Annotated in this window: 16 protein-coding genes and 1 pseudogene; 7 read left to right on the forward strand and 10 right to left on the reverse strand. The window is 61.0% G+C overall.

Features of this window, described 5'->3' with window-relative positions:
- Positions 1–218 precede the first annotated feature (218 nt).
- From CFE428DRAFT_RS27980 to CFE428DRAFT_RS38505, 7 genes and pseudogenes are all read right to left on the reverse strand, one after another.
- Positions 219–968: a response regulator transcription factor gene (locus CFE428DRAFT_RS27980; RefSeq protein ID WP_006983070.1), complete on the reverse strand. Its 750-nt coding sequence runs from the start codon at positions 966–968 to the stop codon at positions 219–221.
- A 6-nt stretch (positions 969–974) separates the two neighbouring features.
- Complete coding sequence (locus CFE428DRAFT_RS34620; RefSeq protein ID WP_049975776.1) at positions 975–2,591, reverse strand: PAS domain-containing sensor histidine kinase; 1,617 nt, start codon at positions 2,589–2,591, stop codon at positions 975–977.
- Between the two features lie 81 nt (positions 2,592–2,672).
- Positions 2,673–5,096, reverse strand: coding sequence for a CheR family methyltransferase (locus tag CFE428DRAFT_RS27990; RefSeq protein WP_006983072.1), 2,424 nt, complete (start codon positions 5,094–5,096; stop codon positions 2,673–2,675).
- A gap of 14 nt (positions 5,097–5,110) precedes the next feature.
- Positions 5,111–5,737: pseudogene (locus CFE428DRAFT_RS41420) on the reverse strand (chemotaxis protein CheB); the annotation flags it as partial.
- 87 nt (positions 5,738–5,824) lie between these two features.
- Complete coding sequence (locus tag CFE428DRAFT_RS37890) at positions 5,825–6,262, reverse strand: response regulator (protein WP_006983074.1); 438 nt, start codon at positions 6,260–6,262, stop codon at positions 5,825–5,827.
- The gene (locus CFE428DRAFT_RS37895) at positions 6,246–6,767 is read right to left on the reverse strand and encodes a hypothetical protein (protein ID WP_157447663.1); all 522 of its coding nucleotides are present in this window, start codon (positions 6,765–6,767) and stop codon (positions 6,246–6,248) included. Before CFE428DRAFT_RS37895 ends, CFE428DRAFT_RS37890 begins: the two co-directional genes overlap by 17 nt.
- A 303-nt stretch (positions 6,768–7,070) precedes the next feature.
- A complete protein-coding gene (locus CFE428DRAFT_RS38505) occupies positions 7,071–7,412 on the reverse strand; it encodes a hypothetical protein (protein WP_049975777.1) in 342 nt (113 codons plus the stop codon).
- Positions 7,413–7,938: 526 nt separating this feature from the next.
- Between CFE428DRAFT_RS38505 and CFE428DRAFT_RS28010 the strand changes: the two genes are divergently transcribed.
- Positions 7,939–8,850 carry a DUF72 domain-containing protein gene (locus tag CFE428DRAFT_RS28010; RefSeq protein WP_006983077.1) on the forward strand — a complete coding sequence of 304 codons (912 nt, stop codon included), beginning with the start codon at positions 7,939–7,941 and terminating at the stop codon, positions 8,848–8,850.
- Between the two features lie 5 nt (positions 8,851–8,855).
- Here the strand turns inward: CFE428DRAFT_RS28010 and CFE428DRAFT_RS28015 are convergent, their stop codons facing one another.
- Positions 8,856–9,131, reverse strand: coding sequence for a hypothetical protein (locus CFE428DRAFT_RS28015; protein ID WP_006983078.1), 276 nt, complete (start codon positions 9,129–9,131; stop codon positions 8,856–8,858).
- 179 nt (positions 9,132–9,310) lie between these two features.
- Between CFE428DRAFT_RS28015 and CFE428DRAFT_RS28020 the strand changes: the two genes are divergently transcribed.
- Positions 9,311–11,851, forward strand: a complete 2,541-nt coding sequence (locus CFE428DRAFT_RS28020) for an FdhF/YdeP family oxidoreductase (RefSeq protein WP_006983079.1) — start codon at positions 9,311–9,313, stop codon at positions 11,849–11,851.
- A gap of 282 nt (positions 11,852–12,133) precedes the next feature.
- On the opposite strand, the gene CFE428DRAFT_RS28025 is transcribed toward CFE428DRAFT_RS28020, so the two are convergent.
- Entirely contained in the window at positions 12,134–12,913 is a 780-nt protein-coding gene (locus CFE428DRAFT_RS28025; protein ID WP_006983080.1) for a metallophosphoesterase family protein, read from the reverse strand.
- Positions 12,914–12,994: 81 nt separating this feature from the next.
- Between CFE428DRAFT_RS28025 and CFE428DRAFT_RS28030 the strand changes: the two genes are divergently transcribed.
- Positions 12,995–13,795 carry a nucleotidyltransferase family protein gene (locus CFE428DRAFT_RS28030; protein ID WP_006983081.1) on the forward strand — a complete coding sequence of 267 codons (801 nt, stop codon included), beginning with the start codon at positions 12,995–12,997 and terminating at the stop codon, positions 13,793–13,795.
- A 6-nt stretch (positions 13,796–13,801) separates the two neighbouring features.
- Here the strand turns inward: CFE428DRAFT_RS28030 and CFE428DRAFT_RS28035 are convergent, their stop codons facing one another.
- Positions 13,802–14,002 (reverse strand): hypothetical protein, encoded by a 201-nt coding sequence (locus CFE428DRAFT_RS28035; RefSeq protein ID WP_131989942.1) that lies wholly within the window; start codon positions 14,000–14,002, stop codon positions 13,802–13,804.
- A gap of 293 nt (positions 14,003–14,295) precedes the next feature.
- Between CFE428DRAFT_RS28035 and CFE428DRAFT_RS28040 the strand changes: the two genes are divergently transcribed.
- The 4 genes from CFE428DRAFT_RS28040 to CFE428DRAFT_RS28055 all read left to right on the forward strand — a co-directional run bounded on the left by CFE428DRAFT_RS28040 (position 14,296) and on the right by CFE428DRAFT_RS28055 (position 19,517).
- The gene (locus CFE428DRAFT_RS28040) at positions 14,296–14,529 is read left to right on the forward strand and encodes a hypothetical protein (RefSeq protein WP_131989943.1); all 234 of its coding nucleotides are present in this window, start codon (positions 14,296–14,298) and stop codon (positions 14,527–14,529) included.
- Between the two features lie 9 nt (positions 14,530–14,538).
- A complete protein-coding gene (locus CFE428DRAFT_RS28045; protein ID WP_006983084.1) occupies positions 14,539–15,957 on the forward strand; it encodes a phytoene desaturase family protein in 1,419 nt (472 codons plus the stop codon).
- A gap of 108 nt (positions 15,958–16,065) precedes the next feature.
- Complete coding sequence (locus CFE428DRAFT_RS28050) at positions 16,066–16,716, forward strand: cytochrome c3 family protein (protein WP_006983085.1); 651 nt, start codon at positions 16,066–16,068, stop codon at positions 16,714–16,716.
- Entirely contained in the window at positions 16,713–19,517 is a 2,805-nt protein-coding gene (locus CFE428DRAFT_RS28055; RefSeq protein WP_006983086.1) for a 4Fe-4S dicluster domain-containing protein, read from the forward strand. The genes CFE428DRAFT_RS28050 and CFE428DRAFT_RS28055 overlap by 4 nt, the downstream gene beginning before the upstream one ends.
- Position 19,518 lies beyond the last annotated feature (1 nt).

The raw sequence follows: 19,518 nt of genomic DNA on the forward strand, positions 1-19,518 counted from the left end.
TGCTTGTGAGGTGCGGGACATTCTCGCTTCGCAAATTATGGCGCAACGAGCGATGGCGGGCGCGTGAATGCCGGCCAAGCCGTATGGCTCCGCACGAAAACCCACAGAGATCGGAGATCCTTCGACTCCGCCCATGCTTCCCCGCTTCGCTCAGGATGACAGCGCCTTTGTTGGGGCGCTGCGCGCTTCCGGAGCCATACGCGTAGTTTGAACAACATCTAACCCTTCGCCTTGCGTGCGCGTGGTTTCCGCTGGCTCGCGGTCGCTGCGTGGCTGCTATGCTCCTGCACCCAGCGGGCGGCGTGGGCGATGAGCTCGGAGTTGGATTCGATATTGAGCTTCTCCTTTAGCCGCTGGCGGTAGGTCTCGATGGTCTTGGCACTGCGCTCGAGTCGCTGGGCGATGGCTTTCACGCTCTTGCCCTGGCCCATCCATTCGAGCACTTCCAACTCCCGGTTGCTGAGGCGATCCATGGGCAGCTTCCGGGCCCGGGTACCCCGCGTTGACGCGGCGGCCTCGGCGAGGCGCGCGGAGAGGTGCGCGCTGATCGAAATCCGGCCGGAGAGCACCTTGCGAATGGCCGCCAGCACTTCATCCGGCGACTCATCCTTCATGACATAACCCTGCGCCCCGGAAAGCAGCGCGCGCTCGCCGTAGGTCTGTTCGTCGTGCATGGAAAAAACCAGCAGCCGCACTTCAGGATAACGAGCGTGGATTTCCTTGATGAGATCGAGGCCGTGTCCACTGGGCAGGGAGAGATCCACCACGGCCAGGTCGGGGTGATGCACTGTGACCTCACGGAGGGCGCGGCTGACGCTCTCGCACGCGGCGCAGACGGAAAGGTCCGGTTCCAGGGCGATGCGTTGCGCAAGACCGTCGCGGACGACGGGATGGTCATCCACGAGCAAAACCTTCCATGGCCGGCTTTCCGGCGCCGGCGCATCGTCGGTTTTGACAAAAGAATTCATAAGTCCCTATTCAGCTTCGCTTGTGCCGTCTGGCTTGCGTACCCGGCATCGCACCATGGTCCCTCCACCGGGGCGCCGCCTGATGTCCACCGCGCCGCCAATCGTCTCCGCACGGTATTTCATAAAGCGCATGCCGAGCCCCTCCCGGCGACGGCCCAGCTTGGGCAGGCCGCAGCCGTGATCGTGGATTTCCAGCACGAGTTGATCGCCGGTTTCGCGCAGATGGATTTCGATTTTCTGGGCGCCGCCATGGCGGAAGGCGTTGGCCACGGCTTCCTGCGCGATGCGGAAAAGATGGATGGACGTGGTGTGTTCGGCGATCAGGACCGGCTCGGGGCAGAGGAAACAGCAATCGATGTGATAAAGCTCGGAAGTGGTGCACGCGAAATGATCCAGGCCCGCCATCAAGCCATTCGGCGCAGGATCCACCGGCTGCAAGCCGCGGGCGATGTGGCGCGCCTGGATCTTGGCTTCATTCAGGAGCTCGACGATCTGTCCGGCCATTTCGGCCTGGGGGAGGCCTTGGGTCGTAAGGTGTTTGTGGAGCAAATGCGCGTGAAAGATGATGCCGGTAATTTGTTGCCCCAAACCATCGTGCAAGTCCTGCCCCATCCGCCGCCGCTCGCGCTCGCTGATCTCCAGGATCTGGCGCTCGAGCTGCTTTCGATCCGCGACTTCCCGCTCGAGAACGGCTTTGGCGGCGAGCAAATCGGCGGTGCGTTGCTTCACCCGTTGTTCGAGTGTTTTGCGGCTTTTCCGCAAGTCCTCCGCCGTCTGTTTTTGCCGGGTCAGGTCGATGCCGATGCCGACGATGCGCAGGGGAGTGCCACCGCTGGAGCGCGTGATGCGGCCGAAGATGCCGAGCCAGCGAACTTCGCGCGACGACGTGCGGAGGCGATACTCTCCCTCAAAATGATCGGTCTCTCCGGAGAGCACGGACTCGAGCGCGCACTCCGCCTCGAGCCGGTCCTCGACGATGAGCAAATCCAGAAAGGCGGTCTCGCTGGGTGAGACCCGTTCCGGCTCCACGCCGAGCACGGTGTAGAACTCCGGGGACCAGACGGTGCGACGGGTGGCAAAATCGATGGACCAATAACCCGCGTGGGCGCAGCGCAGGGCCATCCGGAAATGCTCCTCGCTGTCCCGCAGCGTCCGCCCCAGCTTCACTTGCTCGCTGATGTCGATCAGAGCGGCCTGGTAGAGCTTATGCTCGCCGCTAGTGCGGAAAGGGATTTGCGCGCCCACCAGGCGAATGGGAACCACGCGTCCGTCGGGGTGGCGCACGGCGGTATCGGTCACCACCTGGCTTTCGCCGCGATCGCAACGCCGCAGGTACTCGAGAAAGGCATCGAGATGGCCGCGGTCGAGGAACAGCGCAAAAGGGGCGCCGATGATGCTCTGCCGGCTGCGGCGAAGGAGACCCGAGGCAGCCAGGTTGAGATCCAGCACCTGCCCATGATGATTCAAGGTCAGGAAGCCAACGGGGGCGAAGTTGTAGAGATCGGCGAAGTGTTCCCATTGGACCTCCGCTTCGGTCCGGCTCGTGGCTGGCGGGGCCGAGTTTTTGCGCACCGCCCTCGGCTCGCGCGGCGGATGCCCCGACGCGTCGCTCTTTTTGGCCACGGAAGGTTTCCGGGCGGCGGCTTTTTTGCGCCGGGCTGGGGTTGAGTGGGAAGATTTCCGAGAAGCCATCCGGACTTGAATCTATCTCCTGGTCTGGTGGTTGGTCACATCCTCGATGGCGAGCAGGACGAGCGGTTCCTCTTTGGACTCGAGCCGCCGCGCGTTGAAGACGAGCTTGCGCCGTCCCAAGCGCCGGAAATTGACTTCGACCGGAAAATCGATGATGCGCCTGGTCTTGGGCAGCATGATTTCGAGGAGGTTGCGGATTTGTTGCACATCCCATTCGCCGGCGCCGATTTCACAGAAGTGCAGGCCTTCGGTCTTTTTCCGGTTGAGATCGAAGGTCTTGTAAAAGGCGCGGCTGGCCTTGCGCACTTTCAGGTCGGCGTCGAGCATCGCCAGGGGCTCGTAGACGGTGTCGAGAATCGCATCGGTATGTTGCGAGGCCAGTTCCAAACGGGAGATGTTCTGCTGCTCTTCATCGATATCGACCAGGGTGATGACCGCGCCGTCGATCTTGTTGTCCCTGGTGCGATAGGGGCGGATGCGCAGCGAGTACCAGTGCCCCTGCATGTCCTGCACCTTGCTCTCGCGGGTGGTCAGCGATTCGAGGACCTCGCGGATCATGTTGTCGATGTCGCTGATCGTGAGGTTCGCCTTGAGGTCGCTCAAACGCCGGCCGATGTCGGAGGGGATGAGGTTGAAGAGCTTCTCGGCCAGCGGCGTGGCCCGGCGGACGGCCAGGCTGTTATCCACCATGAGAATGGGGATATTGATCGAGCTCAGAAGATTGGTCAGATCGTTGTTCATCTGCGCCATCTCGATGTTCCGGTTGCTGAGCTCTTCGTTGAGCGTGGTCAGCTCCTCATTCGTCGATTGCAGTTCTTCCTTGGCCGTCTCCAGTTCTTCGTTTGTGCTCTGGAGTTCTTCGTTGGAGGATTCGATTTCCTCGTTGGCGGACTTCAGCTCTTCGTTGGTCGCTTCCTGTTCCTCGATGATTGCCTGGAGGGATTGCTTGTTGGCGCCGAGTTCCGAGCGCAGGCGGTGAATCTCGGTGTCGCGTCCGTCCGACGATACTTTGCCGCCTTTGGCCAGGGAATGCGTTTTTTCGGTATCGATCGCGCGCCCTTCTTCAAAAAGGACGAGCAGCCATTTCTCCCCGGAGGGGGCGAGAGTGAAAGGGACGACCGCGATGGTGACTTCGTACGGGTGGCCGTTGATCTTGAGCGGGATACCTTCTTTGCGGACGGTGTCGTCTTCCTTCAAGGCGCGGTGAATGGCCGTGCGCAGATCGACGACGAGGCCGGGACGCACCATCTGCAGGAGATTGAGCGTCGCTGCGCCGGGCGCATGTTCCAGGAAACGGCCGGTGCGTCCGCGAAATTCATGGACGCGCATGCGCGTGTCGATGATCACCCCGCTGGGAGCATATTGGGTGAGGATGATCCGGTCGGCCTGGGATTGAAGGTCGATCGGTCCTGGCATGGTGATCTCTGCGCGCGAGGTTTGGGAATTCGTGGTCGGCTCCGGGCGGGTCGCGAGGAAAGCCTTGGCGGTGAACTCGAGGTTCGCCGTCGAGGTGACGTTTTTCTTCACGTAGATTTTGTTGCGTTTGTCGATCAAGGTGAAGAGGTCGGTCGCCGGGCCGACGGTTTCCGAGGTGCCGAGAAGGAGAAAGCCCACGGGATTGAGCGCGTAATGAAACACCGGCATGCAGCGCTTCTGCAACTCGGGCCCGAGATAGATGAGCACGTTCCGGCAACTGACAATGTCCAGCCGGGAGAAGGGAGGATCTTCGCAGAGATTCTGCCGGGCGAAAGTGCACAGGTCGCGAATGCCGCGGCTGATCTGGTAACCGGTAGCCGTCTTGATGAAAAAGCGGCGGAGACGTTCGGGGGAAACATCCTTGGCAATCAAATCCGGGAAGTGACCCACGCGCGCTTTCGCGATGGCCGGCTCGCTCAAGTCGGTGCCGAAGACCTGCAGCTTGAGATTGTGTGAGGTCCGGGTGATTTCTTCGCTCAGGCAGATGGCCAGCGAATAGACCTCCTCGCCGGTGGCACAGCCGGGCACCCACACGCGGATTTCGCCGCCCTCGGCCTTGCCTTTGAGGAGGCGGGGGACGATTTTTTTCTTCAGGGCTGTGTAGACCTTTTTGTCGCGGAAGAAGCAGGTGACATTGATGAGGAGATCGCGGAAAAGGGCCTCCAGTTCATCGCGATTCGAACGCAGCAGGGAGACGTAATCCTCCACGCGCTCGATCCGCTGCAGCACCATCCGGCGGCTGATGCGCCGGCGTAACGTGGTGTGCTTGTAGAGCGAAAAGTCGACCGTGGAGTTCTGCTTGAGAAGGAAGAAAATTTTGCCCAGCGCATCGGCGGATTCCGGGAACGGCTCCGGCTCTTTCGCCCTGGCTTTGGTGCGCGGGCGAATGAGCCGGATGCCGGGCCGATCCGGGCGAGCTCGGAGGCAATGCGCTCCGCCGGGAGGATCGCATCGACGCATCCCGCATCGATGGCGCTGCCGGGCATGCCGAAATATTTGGCCGAGGTTTCCGCCTCGGCGAAAGTGATGCCGGCCTCGGCCTTGATGGCCCCGAGGCCTTGCGTGCCATCGGTGCCGGTGCCGGAAAGCACCACGCCGATGGCGCGATCGCCTTGCTGCTCGGCGAGCGACCGGAAGAAATGATCGATCGCCATGTGCACGCGCACGTTTTCGCCGCGGCGCATGAGCTGGAGGCGATTCCCGGCCAGGACCGTGTCGGAGTTTGGCGGGAGGATGTAAACGTGGTTGGGCTCGAGAGCCATGCCGTTGCGGATTTCCCGGACGGGCATGCCGGTGACGCGGGAGAAGAGTTCCGTGAGCTTGCTCTTGTGTCGGGGATCGAGATGCATGATGACCACGAAACCCATGCCGGTGTCGGTGGGGAGATGCTTGAGCAGGGTGAGGGCGGCCTCGAAACCGCCGGCGGAGGCGCCGATGCCGACGACGGGGAATGACACCCCGTGCCGATCCGGAGCGTCCGAGCCATCCGCCGGAGAGTCGAATCCGTCGCCGTTTTCCCCAGGAGCACCATGGTTTTTGGCTGGGCGGTTTTTCGGGCGGCCGGAGGAGGCGGATTTCGGCGGGGATTTTTTGGATGCCATGGGATGAGCAAGCCGCGGGCGATTGCAACTGGCAAACTACACCCCCCGGAGGGAGGCTGACAATGCCTCGTCTTCCCGGCCTATGCTCTATCTTCGGCGACCGAGCGCGCTCTTGCGGCGGATGACGGGTTTGGCGCGCCGATGGGCGCGGTCGATGGCCGTGCGCAATTCCTCGGGATCGAAAGGCTTCGAGACCAGCCGCACATTATCGGGCGCGGGCGATGTGGGCGGAAGGGCGCCATAGGGGACCAACGTCGGTACTTCGAGCTGTTGCGTGGTCATCCACTCGACGAGGTTGAAGGCCGTGCCGTCCGGAAGGTCGTAGTTGCAGATGATGGCGTCGAACGGGCCATCCGATACCACAGTGCGGCAAGCGCCGATGAGTGTGGCCGCGGCACACGTGCTGAAGCCCCACGAGCGGAGCATGGTGCAAAGGACCGTGCGAATCATATCGTCCTGGTCGACGATGAGGACGTGCTTGATGGCCGAAGGGGAGGAGAGCGTGGGATCAGCCCGGGTCGTCATGGGAGGAAGGGTGGGGGATTGTCCCTCGGGGAAACTCCGCGCTGGGAGACACGCGGGTGGAAAAGAAATCCATGTCGATCTCCCGGGCGATCGGCGCGAGCAGTTCCTCGTTGCGCGAAACGGTGTGGCCGGCCTCACCTTGCTCAATGATGACGGCGACGAGGGCGCCGCGTTTTTCGCGCAGCGGCGAGAGCCAGCGCTGGAGCCATTCCACGATTCGATGGAGCGCGGGAGAATCGCGATAAGCCGCGACCACGAGGACATCCGCCGCGGCGGCGCGGCGCGCAGCGGCGGCCATGCCATCGGGTTGATCGAACACCTGCAGTCCCCACGCGTAGTCCTGGACCGGCGAGGCCTGGTCGGCCATTTCCAGGATGCGGCACATGAGCCGCTGAGCGCAGTCGGCGGTGGTTTGATCTTCGAAAAGGGTGGCGACGAAGAGGGAGGGAGAAGGAGCCGCTGGATCGGGCTCAGGGTAGATGTTCGGGAAGGGCGCTTCGGCCATGCCCATTCAAACTACGCATCCATACGGTCGCCGCCTATTGGGTAGTCTCCTGATCCCTTTGTCAGCAAATTCCTGAGGGATTGCTCGGTAAAAAATCCGGGGCGACGCCGAGAATTGCGTCAAATAGTGGCGGCTGGGGATTTGAACCCCGCCCGGGTTATTGCCGGGATACCGCAGGTTTGCACTGCTGCCGCCGAAAAGGGCGTTGCTGGCTTCTGGTTTCTCGTTTCTGGTTTTATGAATGCGACGCTGTATCTGGATTACGATTCGGCAGGATGGGACCAGAAACCACCGCTCTGCGGCTTACTCGACGTTCATGACCGCGCCTCCCCGGCGTCGCAGGATGCGCGCTTTTGCCTCGGCCATTTCGGCCCGGCGGGTCTGTAGCGACTCGCGGTTGCCAGTGTAGGTTTTGTCTTCGCCCTTGGTCACGAGGCCTTCGCCGACGAGCGTGCGGAGCTTTTCATACACGCGCAGGCGCAACATCTCCTTGCCGCTGCCGGCGGCATTGCGCGCGCGGAGGCGGTTGAGGACTTCTTCGAAGAGTCCATTGAAATCGTAGGAAGGCTTTTTCAGGAGAGCTGCCACCATCTCCTCCGACACGAAATCGAGACCGGGTCGGAAGTGGTTTTTACGTTTGTTCATACTGCGGAAAGCCGGCCCCCGGAACGCACCCATACGGGCAGGTCACGGGAATTTGTTAATGCCGTTAATTAATAGACCGCGATGTAGGAAAATTATTCAATCTTGGTCCGAAAAAGTTTTCGCTGAAGGGTCGGGAAAAAGGCGCACGTATCCGTTTAGCGTGCGCCGCGCCCAGCCCGGAGGGCTCTCGGACCGTAGCCGGGGGTAAGCGAGCTTGGCGAGCGCAACTCCCCGGGAAAGCATCCAAAAAAGAATGCACCCCGGAAGGTGGTGCCGGAATTTTTCGCGGATGGGAGATTCCGCCATCCCTCCGGGATGGAACCTGTGGAGGACGGATTTCCGGGGGTGGCGCTCGCCAAGCTCGCTTACCCCCGGCTACGGTCCGAAAGCCCTCCGGGCTGAGACCAGCAGTCGCTAAACGGATAAGTGTGCCCGTGCATCCTCGGGGGGATGGTTCAGGTCGTGGCCTGATTCCCCCTGAAGGACGGCGACCGTGCCTTGATCCGGCGGCGATCCTTCGACAAAAATGAAACGCCAGGCGACGATCCGCATCGGTATCTCAGGGTGGACTTACCCGCCCTGGCGCGGAGTGTTTTTTCCGAAAGGCCTGGCCCACAAGCGTGAGCTGGAATACGCCGCGACGCAGGTGGCCTCGATCGAAATCAACGGCTCGTTTTACTCGCTGCAACGACCGGCAAGCTATCGCAACTGGTACGAAGTCACGCCGCGCGGCTTCGTGTTCGCGGTGAAAGGCAGCCGTTTCATCACGCACATGAAGCGCTTGAAAGACGTGGAGGAACCATTGGCCAATTTCTTCGCCTCGGGAGTGCTCTGTCTGCGCGAAAAACTCGGTCCGATCCTTTGGCAGTTGCCGCCGAACTTTTCCTATGATCGTGAGCGCCTGACCGCTTTCTTCGACCTGCTCCCGCGCGATACCCGGGCCGCCGCGAAACTGGCGCGAAAGCACGACGCACGGGTAAAAGGACGCGCGTGGACGCAGGTGGACCGCAATCGCCGCCTGCGCCATTGCCTCGAGGTGCGCCACGAATCCTTCACCACGAAAGAGTTCATCGAGTTGCTGCGCCGACACCGCATCGGACTCGTCGTTGCCGATACCGCCGGAAAATGGCCATTCCTCGAGGATATCACCGCGGATTTCATTTACGCCCGGCTGCATGGGCACGAGGAGCTCTATCGCAGCGGTTACAGCGCGGCTGCGCTTCAGGACTGGGCGGCGAAAATTCGCGCCTGGGCGAGCGGACGTACACCGGGTACATCGAAGCGGCTCGCGCCGCGTCTGCCCGTCGCCAAGAACGGTCGGGACGTCTACGTCTATTTCGACAACGACGCGAAAGTGCACGCGCCTTTTGATGCCATGGCCCTCGCGCATCAACTCCGTCTCGGCCCACCGCCACCGCCGGGGCCTCAAGGCGTTTGATCCTTTCAGGCTGTCACCGAATGCCGCAGATCCTCTGCGCTCTGCACCGCATCCCGCTGGCTCGCCGCCTCGGGGACAAAGCGCGCCGACTTCAAGTGAGGCGTGGTCTCCACATGAGCTCCGCAAATTTCGGCGAACTCTTCGATGGCGTGGTGCCGGGCCGTCCGGTTGTGAGAGACGCTCGCGAGCAGCCGATGAATTTCGTCGGTATTGAGGAAGCAGAAGCCTTTACTAGCGAGTGCGCTGCGCACCCGGCCGACCAGGTCAGGGGGAAATTTCATAACGTCTTGCCGTATTATCGCGATACCCCACTCAGGTGATTGCCCGAAAAGCGTTTAGGGGATAGCCTGACCCGCGTTCCCCTTGCGGTCTCTTTTGTTTGTGAACCGGTACCTGTGTTTGCACACCCAAGAAATCCGCCCGGGCCGAATCATCACGAGAACCCCCTTTGTGCCTACCTATGGACCGCAGCAATTCCAAGCATCGACATCGCCGCCCGAAAGCGGCGCGTGAAAAAGACCCGAAGCACGAGTCACGTCTGGACACCGTGGCGCAGAAGCCGACGGATATCGGCCTCGGTGCGCCGGTCACTGCGGAGTACCAAAACGCTCACGAAGATGGCGCGACACCGACGCCCGGAGCGCAGCCGCCGATTGAGCATCCGCCGAAATTGGGCAAGGCGGAGCACGTCGCCGCGGGGTTGAAGGCAATTTTGCAAGGTGCGCGATTTACCTTCGAGCAGATGGGGCCGATTCGCGGCATCGAGGCGTGGTTCGATGTGAACAAGAAGGATGGGTTCGACTGCCAGAGTTGCGCATGGCCCAGCCCGGATGGGAATCGGCATCTCTTCGAGTTCTGCGAGAATGGCGCGAAGGCTTTCGCCAGTGAAGCCACGCGCAAGCATGTGACGGCGGACTTTTTCCGGCATCACTCCATCGCGAAGATGGCGGAGCAAAGCGACTACTGGCTGGAGCAGCAGGGGCGGTTGGTGGAGCCGATGGTGAAACGCCAAGGCGGGACCCATTATGAGCCCATCTCGTGGGAGGAGGCCTTTCAACTCCTCGCGCAGGAGTTGAATGCACTGCCATCTCCCGACGCCGCGGTCTTTTACACCAGCGGACGCACGAGCAACGAAGCCGCCTTTCTTTATCAACTTTTCGTCCGGCAATTCGGTACAAACAATCTGCCCGATTGCTCGAACATGTGCCACGAGTCGAGCGGCTCCGCGCTGAGCGAGAGCATCGGCATCGGCAAGGGTTGCGTAACGCTGGAGGATCTCGAGCGGGCCGAGGCGATTTTCATCATCGGCCAGAATCCGGGGACGAATCACCCACGCATGCTGACCACGCTGGAGGTGGCGAAGAAAAATGGCGCGAAGATCGTGGCGATCAATCCGCTACCCGAGCCGGGTCTCATGCGGGTCTCGAATCCGAATCCCGAGGAATATGACCACATTCTCCTCTACCCGGTGAAGTTGCTGCTCAACAAAGGCGAGCCGATCAGCGACCTCTGGCTGCCGGTACGCATCAACGGCGACATGGCGGTGATGCGTGGTATCATGAAGGAAATGCTGGCCGAGGAAGATCAAAAACCGGGCAGCGTCTTCGATCTGGACTTCATCCGCGAGAGCACCATCGGCTTCGATGCCTTCCTCGAAAATCTGCGCGCCACATCGTGGGAAGACATTCTCGTGAGCTGCGGGCTCACGCGCGAACAGATTCGTGCGGCGGCGGAGATTGCCATGGAAGCGAAGAGCATCATCTGCTGCTGGGCAATGGGGCTCACGCAGCACAAGAACTCCGTGGCCACCATCCAGGAGGTCATGAATTTCCTCCTGCTCCGCGGCAATATCGGACGCCCCGGCGCCGGCCCGTGCCCCGTGCGCGGCCACTCGAATGTGCAGGGGGATCGCACCATGGGCATCTGGGAGCGGATGAATGATCACTTCATGGCCAAGCTCGGGGAGGAATTTCATTTCACTCCACCGGCCGCGCATGGCGCCGATACGGTGGAGGCGATCAAGCTCATGCGGCAGGGAAAGGCGCACGTCTTCTTCGGCATGGGCGGGAATTTTTTGTCCGCCACGCCCGACACCGAGTTCACGGCGAAAGCGTTGCGCAAGTGCCGGGTGACGGCGCACGTCTCCACGAAGCTGAATCGGTCGCATCTCATCACCGGCGATATCGCGCTCATTCTGCCCTGCCTTGGACGCTCGGAGATCGATCAGCAGGCGGAGGGCGATCAGTTCGTCACTGTCGAAGATTCGATGGGAATCATCAATGCCTCGCACGGACATCTCAAACCGGCGGGCAAGCAATTGCTCAGCGAACCGGCGATCATCGCGCATCTCGCGCGGGCCACGCTGGGCGGGAAGACGACGGTGGATTGGGAGCGCCTGGTGGAGAATTACGACCGCATTCGCGAGCACATCGAGCATGTCATTCCCGGCTTCGAGAATTTCAACGCGCGCATTCGCCGCAATGTTTTCTATTTGCCGAACGACGCGCGCGATCAGCGGAAATTCAACAACGGCTTGGGCAAGGCGAAGTTCATCGTTTCCCAGATCGACCGGCACGAACTCGAAGCGGGCACGTTCCTGATGATGACCATTCGTTCGCACGATCAATTCAACACGACGATCTACGGCCTGGATGATCGCTACCGCGGCGTCTATCACGGACGGCGGGTCGTCTTCATGAATCCGGAGGACGTTCGCGAGTTGGGATTGCAACAGGGGCAATTCGTCGACCTTACCAGCCACTATCACGGTGAGGAGCGCACGGCGCGGCATTTCATGGTGGCGCCGTTTGCGATCCCGCGCGGCTGCACAGCGACTTACTTTCCCGAGGCCAATGTGCTCGTGCCGATCAATAGCACCGCCGAGCGCAGCAACACGCCGACGAGCAAGAGTGTGCTCATCACCATTGCGCCCTCGCCGGATCCGGCGGAAGCCTTTGCTGAACTGAAAGCGGGGGCGAGCGAGAGCATGGCGCATGCGTAGGTGAGGCGCATTTAAGCGGTAACCAAAGCTAAGCATCACCCACATCTTTGCTCGGTGTTTGGACGTCGATACGGAATACGCCTTGGGAGCGGCGACTTTCCAGTCGCCGACCGAAACAAACGCGCGGAGCGCCTTCTTTGGGGCGTCGCTCCGCGACGCGGGGTCTTTTCTAGAAAGTCGCCCGTCCCAGTTTTTCGAGGACGGGATCTCAAAGCGGCGCAGCAGCGCGCGCACTCCAAAACGCAAGCGTTCGCCCTCGGCTGTTCTGGATTGTGGCCCTAACTAAATGACGGGGTCGGTCAGGGCCGGCTCCAAAGTTTGATTGGGCGTGATTTCGACGATACGCATCCAGGGCTGTTGGGGCTGGACCCGTTTCAAGATCGGCAGCGAAACATTGAAGACCGGCACTCCCGTACTGGTGTGCGCCTCCGGTTGCCCGTTGTGGGCGTGACCGTGAAAGACGAATTGCACATTGAAGCGATTGAGCGGGCCCTCCAACCGCGTGGAGCCGAGGAAGGGAAAGATTTCCGGATCTTCGCCGAGCACGGTCTCGCGAATCGGCGAGTAATGCAGCAGCACCACGCGGTGCGGTGATTCGATACGGCCGAGGGCGCGTTCCAGTCGCACCGCCTGGTCGATGGCTTCCTGGACGAAGGATTTGATCAGTGGTTCGCCCCAAGGGTTGAGCATACGCCGGCCGAAGCCACCGCCGAAGCCGCACACGCCGGCAAAGCCGACCCCGCCGATTTCACAACACTCGCCATCCAGCACCGTCACGCCCACGTGGCTCAGGACCTCGACGACTTCCGAGGCTTTCCCGGATTCGTAGTCGTGATTTCCCAGTACCGCGAGGACGGGAATGCTGACATAGTTACGGATATCATGGGCCAGCACTTGCGCTTCCTCCGGCAGGCCGTAGTCGGTCAAATCGCCGCAAAGCAAAAGGACATCCGCGACGCGTGAAGCTTCCTCGAAGAGGGGGTGAAAATGGCCTTTGCCGGCCCGGGTGCAATGCAGATCGGCGACGGCGGCGATTCTCAGCGGTTTGGAATCCGTATTCATTTCCTTGAAGAATCGTTTCCCAAGAGGGGATTTGGCCGTTTCGATCCACGTGGAAGAGGGGCGAAGGGCGTTTCCTCAGTAATGAGCAGTCAATTGCCAACAACCGCTTCCGGTGAAGATTTTTACGGACACATCGTCGATGCCTTGGGAGCGGCGTCGGTGGAATTCCTGCTTGGCGGAGCTTTTGCACTGCGCGTCCTGACCGGCATCGAAAGAGACACGAAGGACTTCGATTTGATGATCCGTCCACGCGACGTGGATGCGGCGCTGAAAGCCTGTCGTGCAGCGGGTTTTCACGCCGACTACGCTTTCTCGCACTGGCTGGCCAAAGTGCATTTCGGCGAGCATTTCATCGATTTCATCTATCGCGCCGGGAATGGCCTCTGCGAAGTGGACGACGTCTGGTTTGAGAAAGCCAGCGAGGCGCAGATTCTCGGGCGCACGCTGCGGCTGGCCCCGCCGGAGGAGATGATCTGGCAAAAGGCGTTTATCATGGAGCGCGAGCGTTTCGATGGCGCGGATGTGCTGCACCTGCTGCGGAGCATGGGTTCCAAATTGGACTGGGAGCGTTTGCTGAACCGCTTTGGCGAAGATTGGCGGGTGTTGCTCAGCCACCTTGTTCTGTTTGGTTATGTATATCCGCAGCACCACAAGGACATTCCCCAAGCGGTGATGAATTCGCTGATCGCACGGCTGAGCAGCGAAGAGGAGTCGAATGATACCGGTCTCTGCCGCGGCACGTTGCTTTCGCGAGCACAGTATCTTTCCGATGTGGAAAGGTGGGGCTATCGCGATGCACGCGAAGGAGAGCGGGCGAGAATCACCTCGCAGGAGATCATGGCCTGGACGACGGCCATCGACCAGATGCAACGGTCGAGGTAGGCGTAATTACTCCGCGCCGGACAGGCAGTGGCCCTGGGCGATGCATTCGCGTTTGGCGAAGAGCACTTCGGTGCCGTGCTCATGGTCGAGTTCGAGCACCCCGCGCCATTCCGCGAGAGGATCGTCGGTTTGCATCAACGTCTGCTCGGTCTGCTCCGTAACGGGCGACCCTTCATCGCCCTGAGATTGCGAGGACTTTGTCATCATCTTCATATAAGAAGTTCGCGGCCCGGGTCCTGATCGCGCTGGTCGATGTCGTCGGTAGGAGACGAGCGAACCGGGGAAAATAACCCATCTTTTGGTTTGGCAACACCCAATTGCGAATTCCGCTGCGAAGACGATAGTGTATTATGAATACAGAACCTCTTCAGGAGACTGGATTTCACTGTCCACTGTGTGGAGAGCTTTTGCCCAGCAACGCCACGGAATGCACCAAATGTGACTGGGTACCTGGATATCAAGAGGCCCAAAAGCCCCAGCCGCGGAACCCCCACGACCTTTTGGCGGCGGTCTTAAGTCTCGCGTTGCCGGGAGCGGGTCACTATTTCAAGGGCTATCGCCTGATGGGATGGCTCCTGCTCTTGGTCGGCGTGCCGGTCGTCGTTGTATTCGCCTTCGCGTTCACGATGTTCTTCGGCTGGTTCCTCGTGCCGACCTATTGGGGAGCGGTGGCGGCCGACGCCTATATCCGCAAGGATCTGCGCCCCGGTTTCCTGCCCGCTCAACCGGCTTAAGATGCCTGAATGAATTCGGTGACGGTCGGCTCGGGCCCGAATGGCCTCGCCGCGGCGATCACGCTGGCCCAGGCCGGCTGGGAGGCTCGCGTGCTCGAAGCGCAACCAACGCTGGGTGGAGGAGCGCGCTCGATGGAACTGACGCTGCCGGGCTTCGTGCACGATCATTGTTCGGCTATTCATCCCCTGGCAATTGGCTCGCCGTTCTTCCGCGATCTGCCGTTGCACGTTTATGGTCTGGAGTGGGTGCATTCGAAGTATCCGTTGGCCCATCCGCTGGATGATGGAACGGCGGCGGTGCTGCATCGGTCCATCGAGCAAACGGAGGCAGGATTGAAAGAGGATGGCATCGCTTACGGAAACCTCATGCGCCCGCTGGTGGCGCAGTGGGAAGCACTGGCGAATGAATTTCTACAGCCGCTCCTGCACGTGTCCTATCGTCCGTTCCTCATGGCCCGCTTCGGCTTGCTGGCCTTGCGCTCGGCGGCTGGGTTGGCGTCGCGTTGCTTTCGTCAGGAGCCGGCCAGAGCACTCTTCGCGGGCCTGGCCGCGCATTCCATGATTCCGCTGGAAGCACCCGCCTCGGCGGCGATCGCTCTCGTGTTGGGAATATTCGGCCACGCCGTGGGCTGGCCATTGCCGCGCGGTGGCGCGAGCCGTATTAGCGAAGCGCTCGCCGAGCACCTGCGGGCCTTGGGAGGAGCAATCGAAACGGGGAGGAAAGTGACTTCGCTGGATCACTTGCCGAAGACCGACGCCATCTTCCTCGACACCTCCGTGTGGCAGGCGGCGGAACTCGCAGGAAAAAGAATTTCTCCGGGGCTGCGCCATAAACTCGCTGCCTTTCCCCACGGGCCGAGCATTTTCAAAATCGACTACGCGTTGGATCGACGCATTCCGTGGAAGGCGCCGGAATGTGGCGACGCGGCCACGGTGCATCTCGGTGGCACCCTGGCCGAGATTGCGTTCGCGGAACGGGAGGTCGCTCGAGGTCGGGTGCCGGTCCGCCCATTCTTGTTGCTCGCGCAACCGACGATTTGCGACCCCACTCGAGCGCCTGCGGGCCAGCATACTGCCTGGGCCTACTGCCACATTCCTCGTTCGAATAATGCAGACATGACCCAGGCGATCGAAGCGCAGATCGAGCGCTTCGCCCCAGGCTTCGGCCGATGCATTCTCGCCCGTCACATCTCCCGCCCTCAGAGTTTGCAGGCGGCCAATGCCAGCCTGGACGGCGGCGATATTAGCGGCGGCGCTTGTGATCTCTGGCACCTCCTCGCGCGCCCTTCTTTGAGCGCGAATCCCTATCGATTAGGCCGCACGCATCTTTATCTTTGCTCATCGTCGACGCCCCCTGGAGGTGGCGTTCATGGTATGTGCGGATACCACGCGGCACGGCAGGCGCTGAGCGTTTTGGGAAGGGGATAGGGGGCATCCCTGATCAGGCCTTCGGGGTGCCTCACGGAGAGGTAGCATCCTGTTTTTTCGTGCCCGCATTCAGTGGCACGGAAACGAAAGAGCAAATGGCAGCCCAATATGCCGCAGCTCTTCCAACGCTACACGAACACGCTCGCTCCTGCGTCCATCGTCGCAGTGTTCATCGCACTGAGTGCGGCGGTGTGGGGAATGCATGCGATCATCTTCTCTCCGTACGCCACGGAGGTTGGCCAACCGGTTTCCCAAGTCGTTCCGTTTAGTCATCAGCATCACGTCTCCGGGCTCGGGATCGATTGCCGTTACTGTCATACTGGGGTGGAGACTTCGGCGTTTGCCGGTTTGCCAGCGACGGAGACGTGCATGACCTGCCACTCTCAAATCTGGCGCGATGCTCCCATGCTCGAGCCGGTGCGGCAAAGTTGGGCTACGGGACAGCCATTGCATTGGAATCGCGTGCATAACTTACCCGATTACGTCTACTTCGATCATAGCATCCATATCCAGAAAGGCGTGGGCTGCATTAGTTGTCACGGGCACGTCGATCGCATGCCGCTGATGGCGAAGTCGGAGACGCTTTACATGCGGTGGTGCCTGGATTGTCACAAAGCGCCAGAAGTCCATTTGCGCCCGGCGAACGAAGTCTTCGTGATGAAGGAAACCGTGCCTGACGAAAAAAGAGGTGCCGCGCTTCTCCGCGCGGAGGAAATCGACAAAACACATCTTCAAGATTGCTCCGTATGTCATCGATGAGCGATTCACTCTCCCCGGCGAACTCCGAAGGACCGCTGCGTGATGACGATGAGTTTGTCCCGGGAGCCTCGGAGTGGCCGGAGGATTTGAGCCGGCGTCGCTTTTTGCAAGTCATGGCGGCTTCGCTCGCTCTCGCGGGTGGCGCGTGCACGCGTCTGCCGCACGGGGAGATCCTGCCTTACATTCGGCAACCCGAACTGCTCATCCCCGGCAAGCCGCTCTATTTTGCCACGGCGATGGATTTCGGTGGAGTCGGGCATGGCTTGCTCGTCCGCAGCAATGAAGGACGGCCGACGAAGATCGAGGGAAATCCCGATCACCCCACCAGCTTGGGTCGCAGCAGTGTCCACGCGCAGGCGGCGTTGCTCACGCTTTACGATCCGGCTCGCTCGCACGCGGCGATGAAACTGGGTCATCCCGAGACATGGGAAGGTTTGCTGGGCGAGTTACTGCCGGAAATTGAAAAATGGAAGGAGAGCGCCGGTGCTGGGGTGCACTTACTCACCCAGCGGATCGCGTCGCCGACGCTGCTCGCGCAGGTTCACCAGTTCCTGACGAAGTTTCCGAAGGCGCAATGGCATTTCCACGATGCGGCGTTTCCGCGTTCGCCGATGCCGGCGAAGGTGCGTCTCGAGCAAGCGCAGGTGGTGTTGTCGCTCGATGCCGAACTCTTTGGTTATGGCGGGGCGAATGTGCCGAACGCGCTCGCTTTCGCGAAAGGGCGTCGCCGTGAAGAGAACGCCGCGCGTCTCTATGCCGTGGAAGTGACGCCAACGTTTACGGGAACGATGGCGGATCATCGCCGGGCGTTGAGTCCTTCGGCGTTGGTCAAGTTTGCCCAGGACCTGGTGGTCACCCTGCACGACGGCTCGAAGTCATCGGATAACTGGAGCGCCGCGCTCCTCCGCGATCTGCAGAAGCACAAAGGGCAGTGTGTCGTCGTGGCCGGCGAATTTCAGCCGCCGAGTGTGCATGAAGCGGCGCGCCAGATAAATGAAGCGCTCGGGAATATCGGCAAGACGATCGACTATCTCCCCGGGGATGACAGCCTGCCGCGATCCGGCCTTCAGGAATTGGTCACGGCCATGCAGCGCGGAGAGGTGGGCGCACTCCTCATTTTCGGAGGGAATCCGGCCTATGACTCACCGGTCGATCTGTCGTTCGGCGAAGCTCTCGCCAAGGTGCCGTTCAGCATGCATCTTGGGTTGTATCCGAACGAGACCGCCCAAGTGTGCCGTTGGCATCTGCCGGAGTCGCATTTTCTCGAGACGTGGAGTGATGTTCGGGCGTCCGATGGCTCGGAATCGATCGCCCAACCGCTGATCGAACCGCTCTATCCGAGCAAGTCCGCTCACGAGTTTGTCGCCGTCCTTTTGGAACAGGTGCCGACGACCGGATACGACATCATTCGTGGTGCCTGGGAGGCGCGCCACAAGATGGATAACTTCGAGAACTTCTGGCGCAAGTCGGTGCACGATGGCGTCGCCGCCTTGCCGAAGACCCCTGGCCCCAATACGCCCGAGGCTGCGACCGCGTCGGCAGAAAAGGCCGCAGCGGAATCGAAGTCGCTGGAACTCGTCATTCGCCCCGACGCCCACGTGCTGGATGGTCGCTTTGCGGAGAACGCCTGGCTGCAAGAACTTCCGAAGCCGTTAACGCAATTAACGTGGGAAAATGCCGCGCTCATTGCTCCGCAAACGGCCAGGGCCAATCATCTGGAGCACGGCGATGTGGTCGAGTTGCGCTACCGCGATCACGCCATTCGCACGCCGGTCTGGGTGCTGCCGGGACAGGCGGAGGGATGCATAACGGTGCATCTGGGCTATGGCCGGAACTATGCGGGGCCGGTGGGCTCGGGCTTGGGTAGCAACGCCTTCACTTTGCAAACCAGCGATGCGCCTTGGGGCGGTCCGGGAGTAGAGGTGCACAAGATCGGCGGAGGACATCGGTTTTCGACGACCCAATCCGAACGCTCCATGGAAGACCGCGATCCCGTGCGCTTGGTGACCGCCGGCAAGCCGGCGGTGGAAATTGCCAGGGAGGATCTACCCGAAACGACGGAGACATTGTATCCCAAGTGGAAATATGCCGGACCTGCGTGGGGTATGGTGATCGATCTCTCTGCGTGCATCGGTTGCTCGGCGTGTACCATCGCCTGCCAGGCGGAGAATAATATCCCCGTCGTTGGACGCGAACAAGTGCTGCGCCGTCGCGAGATGCATTGGATCCGGGTGGATCGCTACTTCGACGGCGATAACAACGCGCCGCGCCTCTTGCATCAGCCCGTCCCGTGCATGCACTGCGAGAATGCGCCTTGCGAACTGGTCTGTCCAGTAGGTGCTACGGTGCATGACCACGAGGGGCTCAATGTCATGGTTTATAACCGGTGCGTCGGCACTCGGTATTGCTCGAACAATTGTCCCTATAAAGTCCGTCGTTTCAATTTCCTGAAGTTCAACGACGACCACTCGGAGACGCTCAAGCTGATGCGTAATCCGAACGTCTCCGTGCGGATGCGTGGCGTCATGGAGAAATGCACTTATTGCCTGCAGCGCATCAGCGCGGCCCGCATCGATGCGGAGAAGGAGAAGCGTAAGATTCGCGATGGGGAAGTCATTCCCGCCTGCGCCCAGGCCTGTCCGGCGGATGCGATTGTTTTTGGCGATATCCTCGATCCGGCAAGCCGCGTGGCTGCGATGAAGGAATCGCCCCGCAATTACTCACTGCTCGGCGAACTGAATACCAAGCCGCGCACGACTTACCTGGCTCGCATGCAAAACCCCAACCCGGAGATCGGCTGAT

The organism is Chthoniobacter flavus Ellin428, from assembly GCF_000173075.1.
Classification (GTDB): Bacteria; Verrucomicrobiota; Verrucomicrobiia; order Chthoniobacterales; family Chthoniobacteraceae; genus Chthoniobacter; species Chthoniobacter flavus.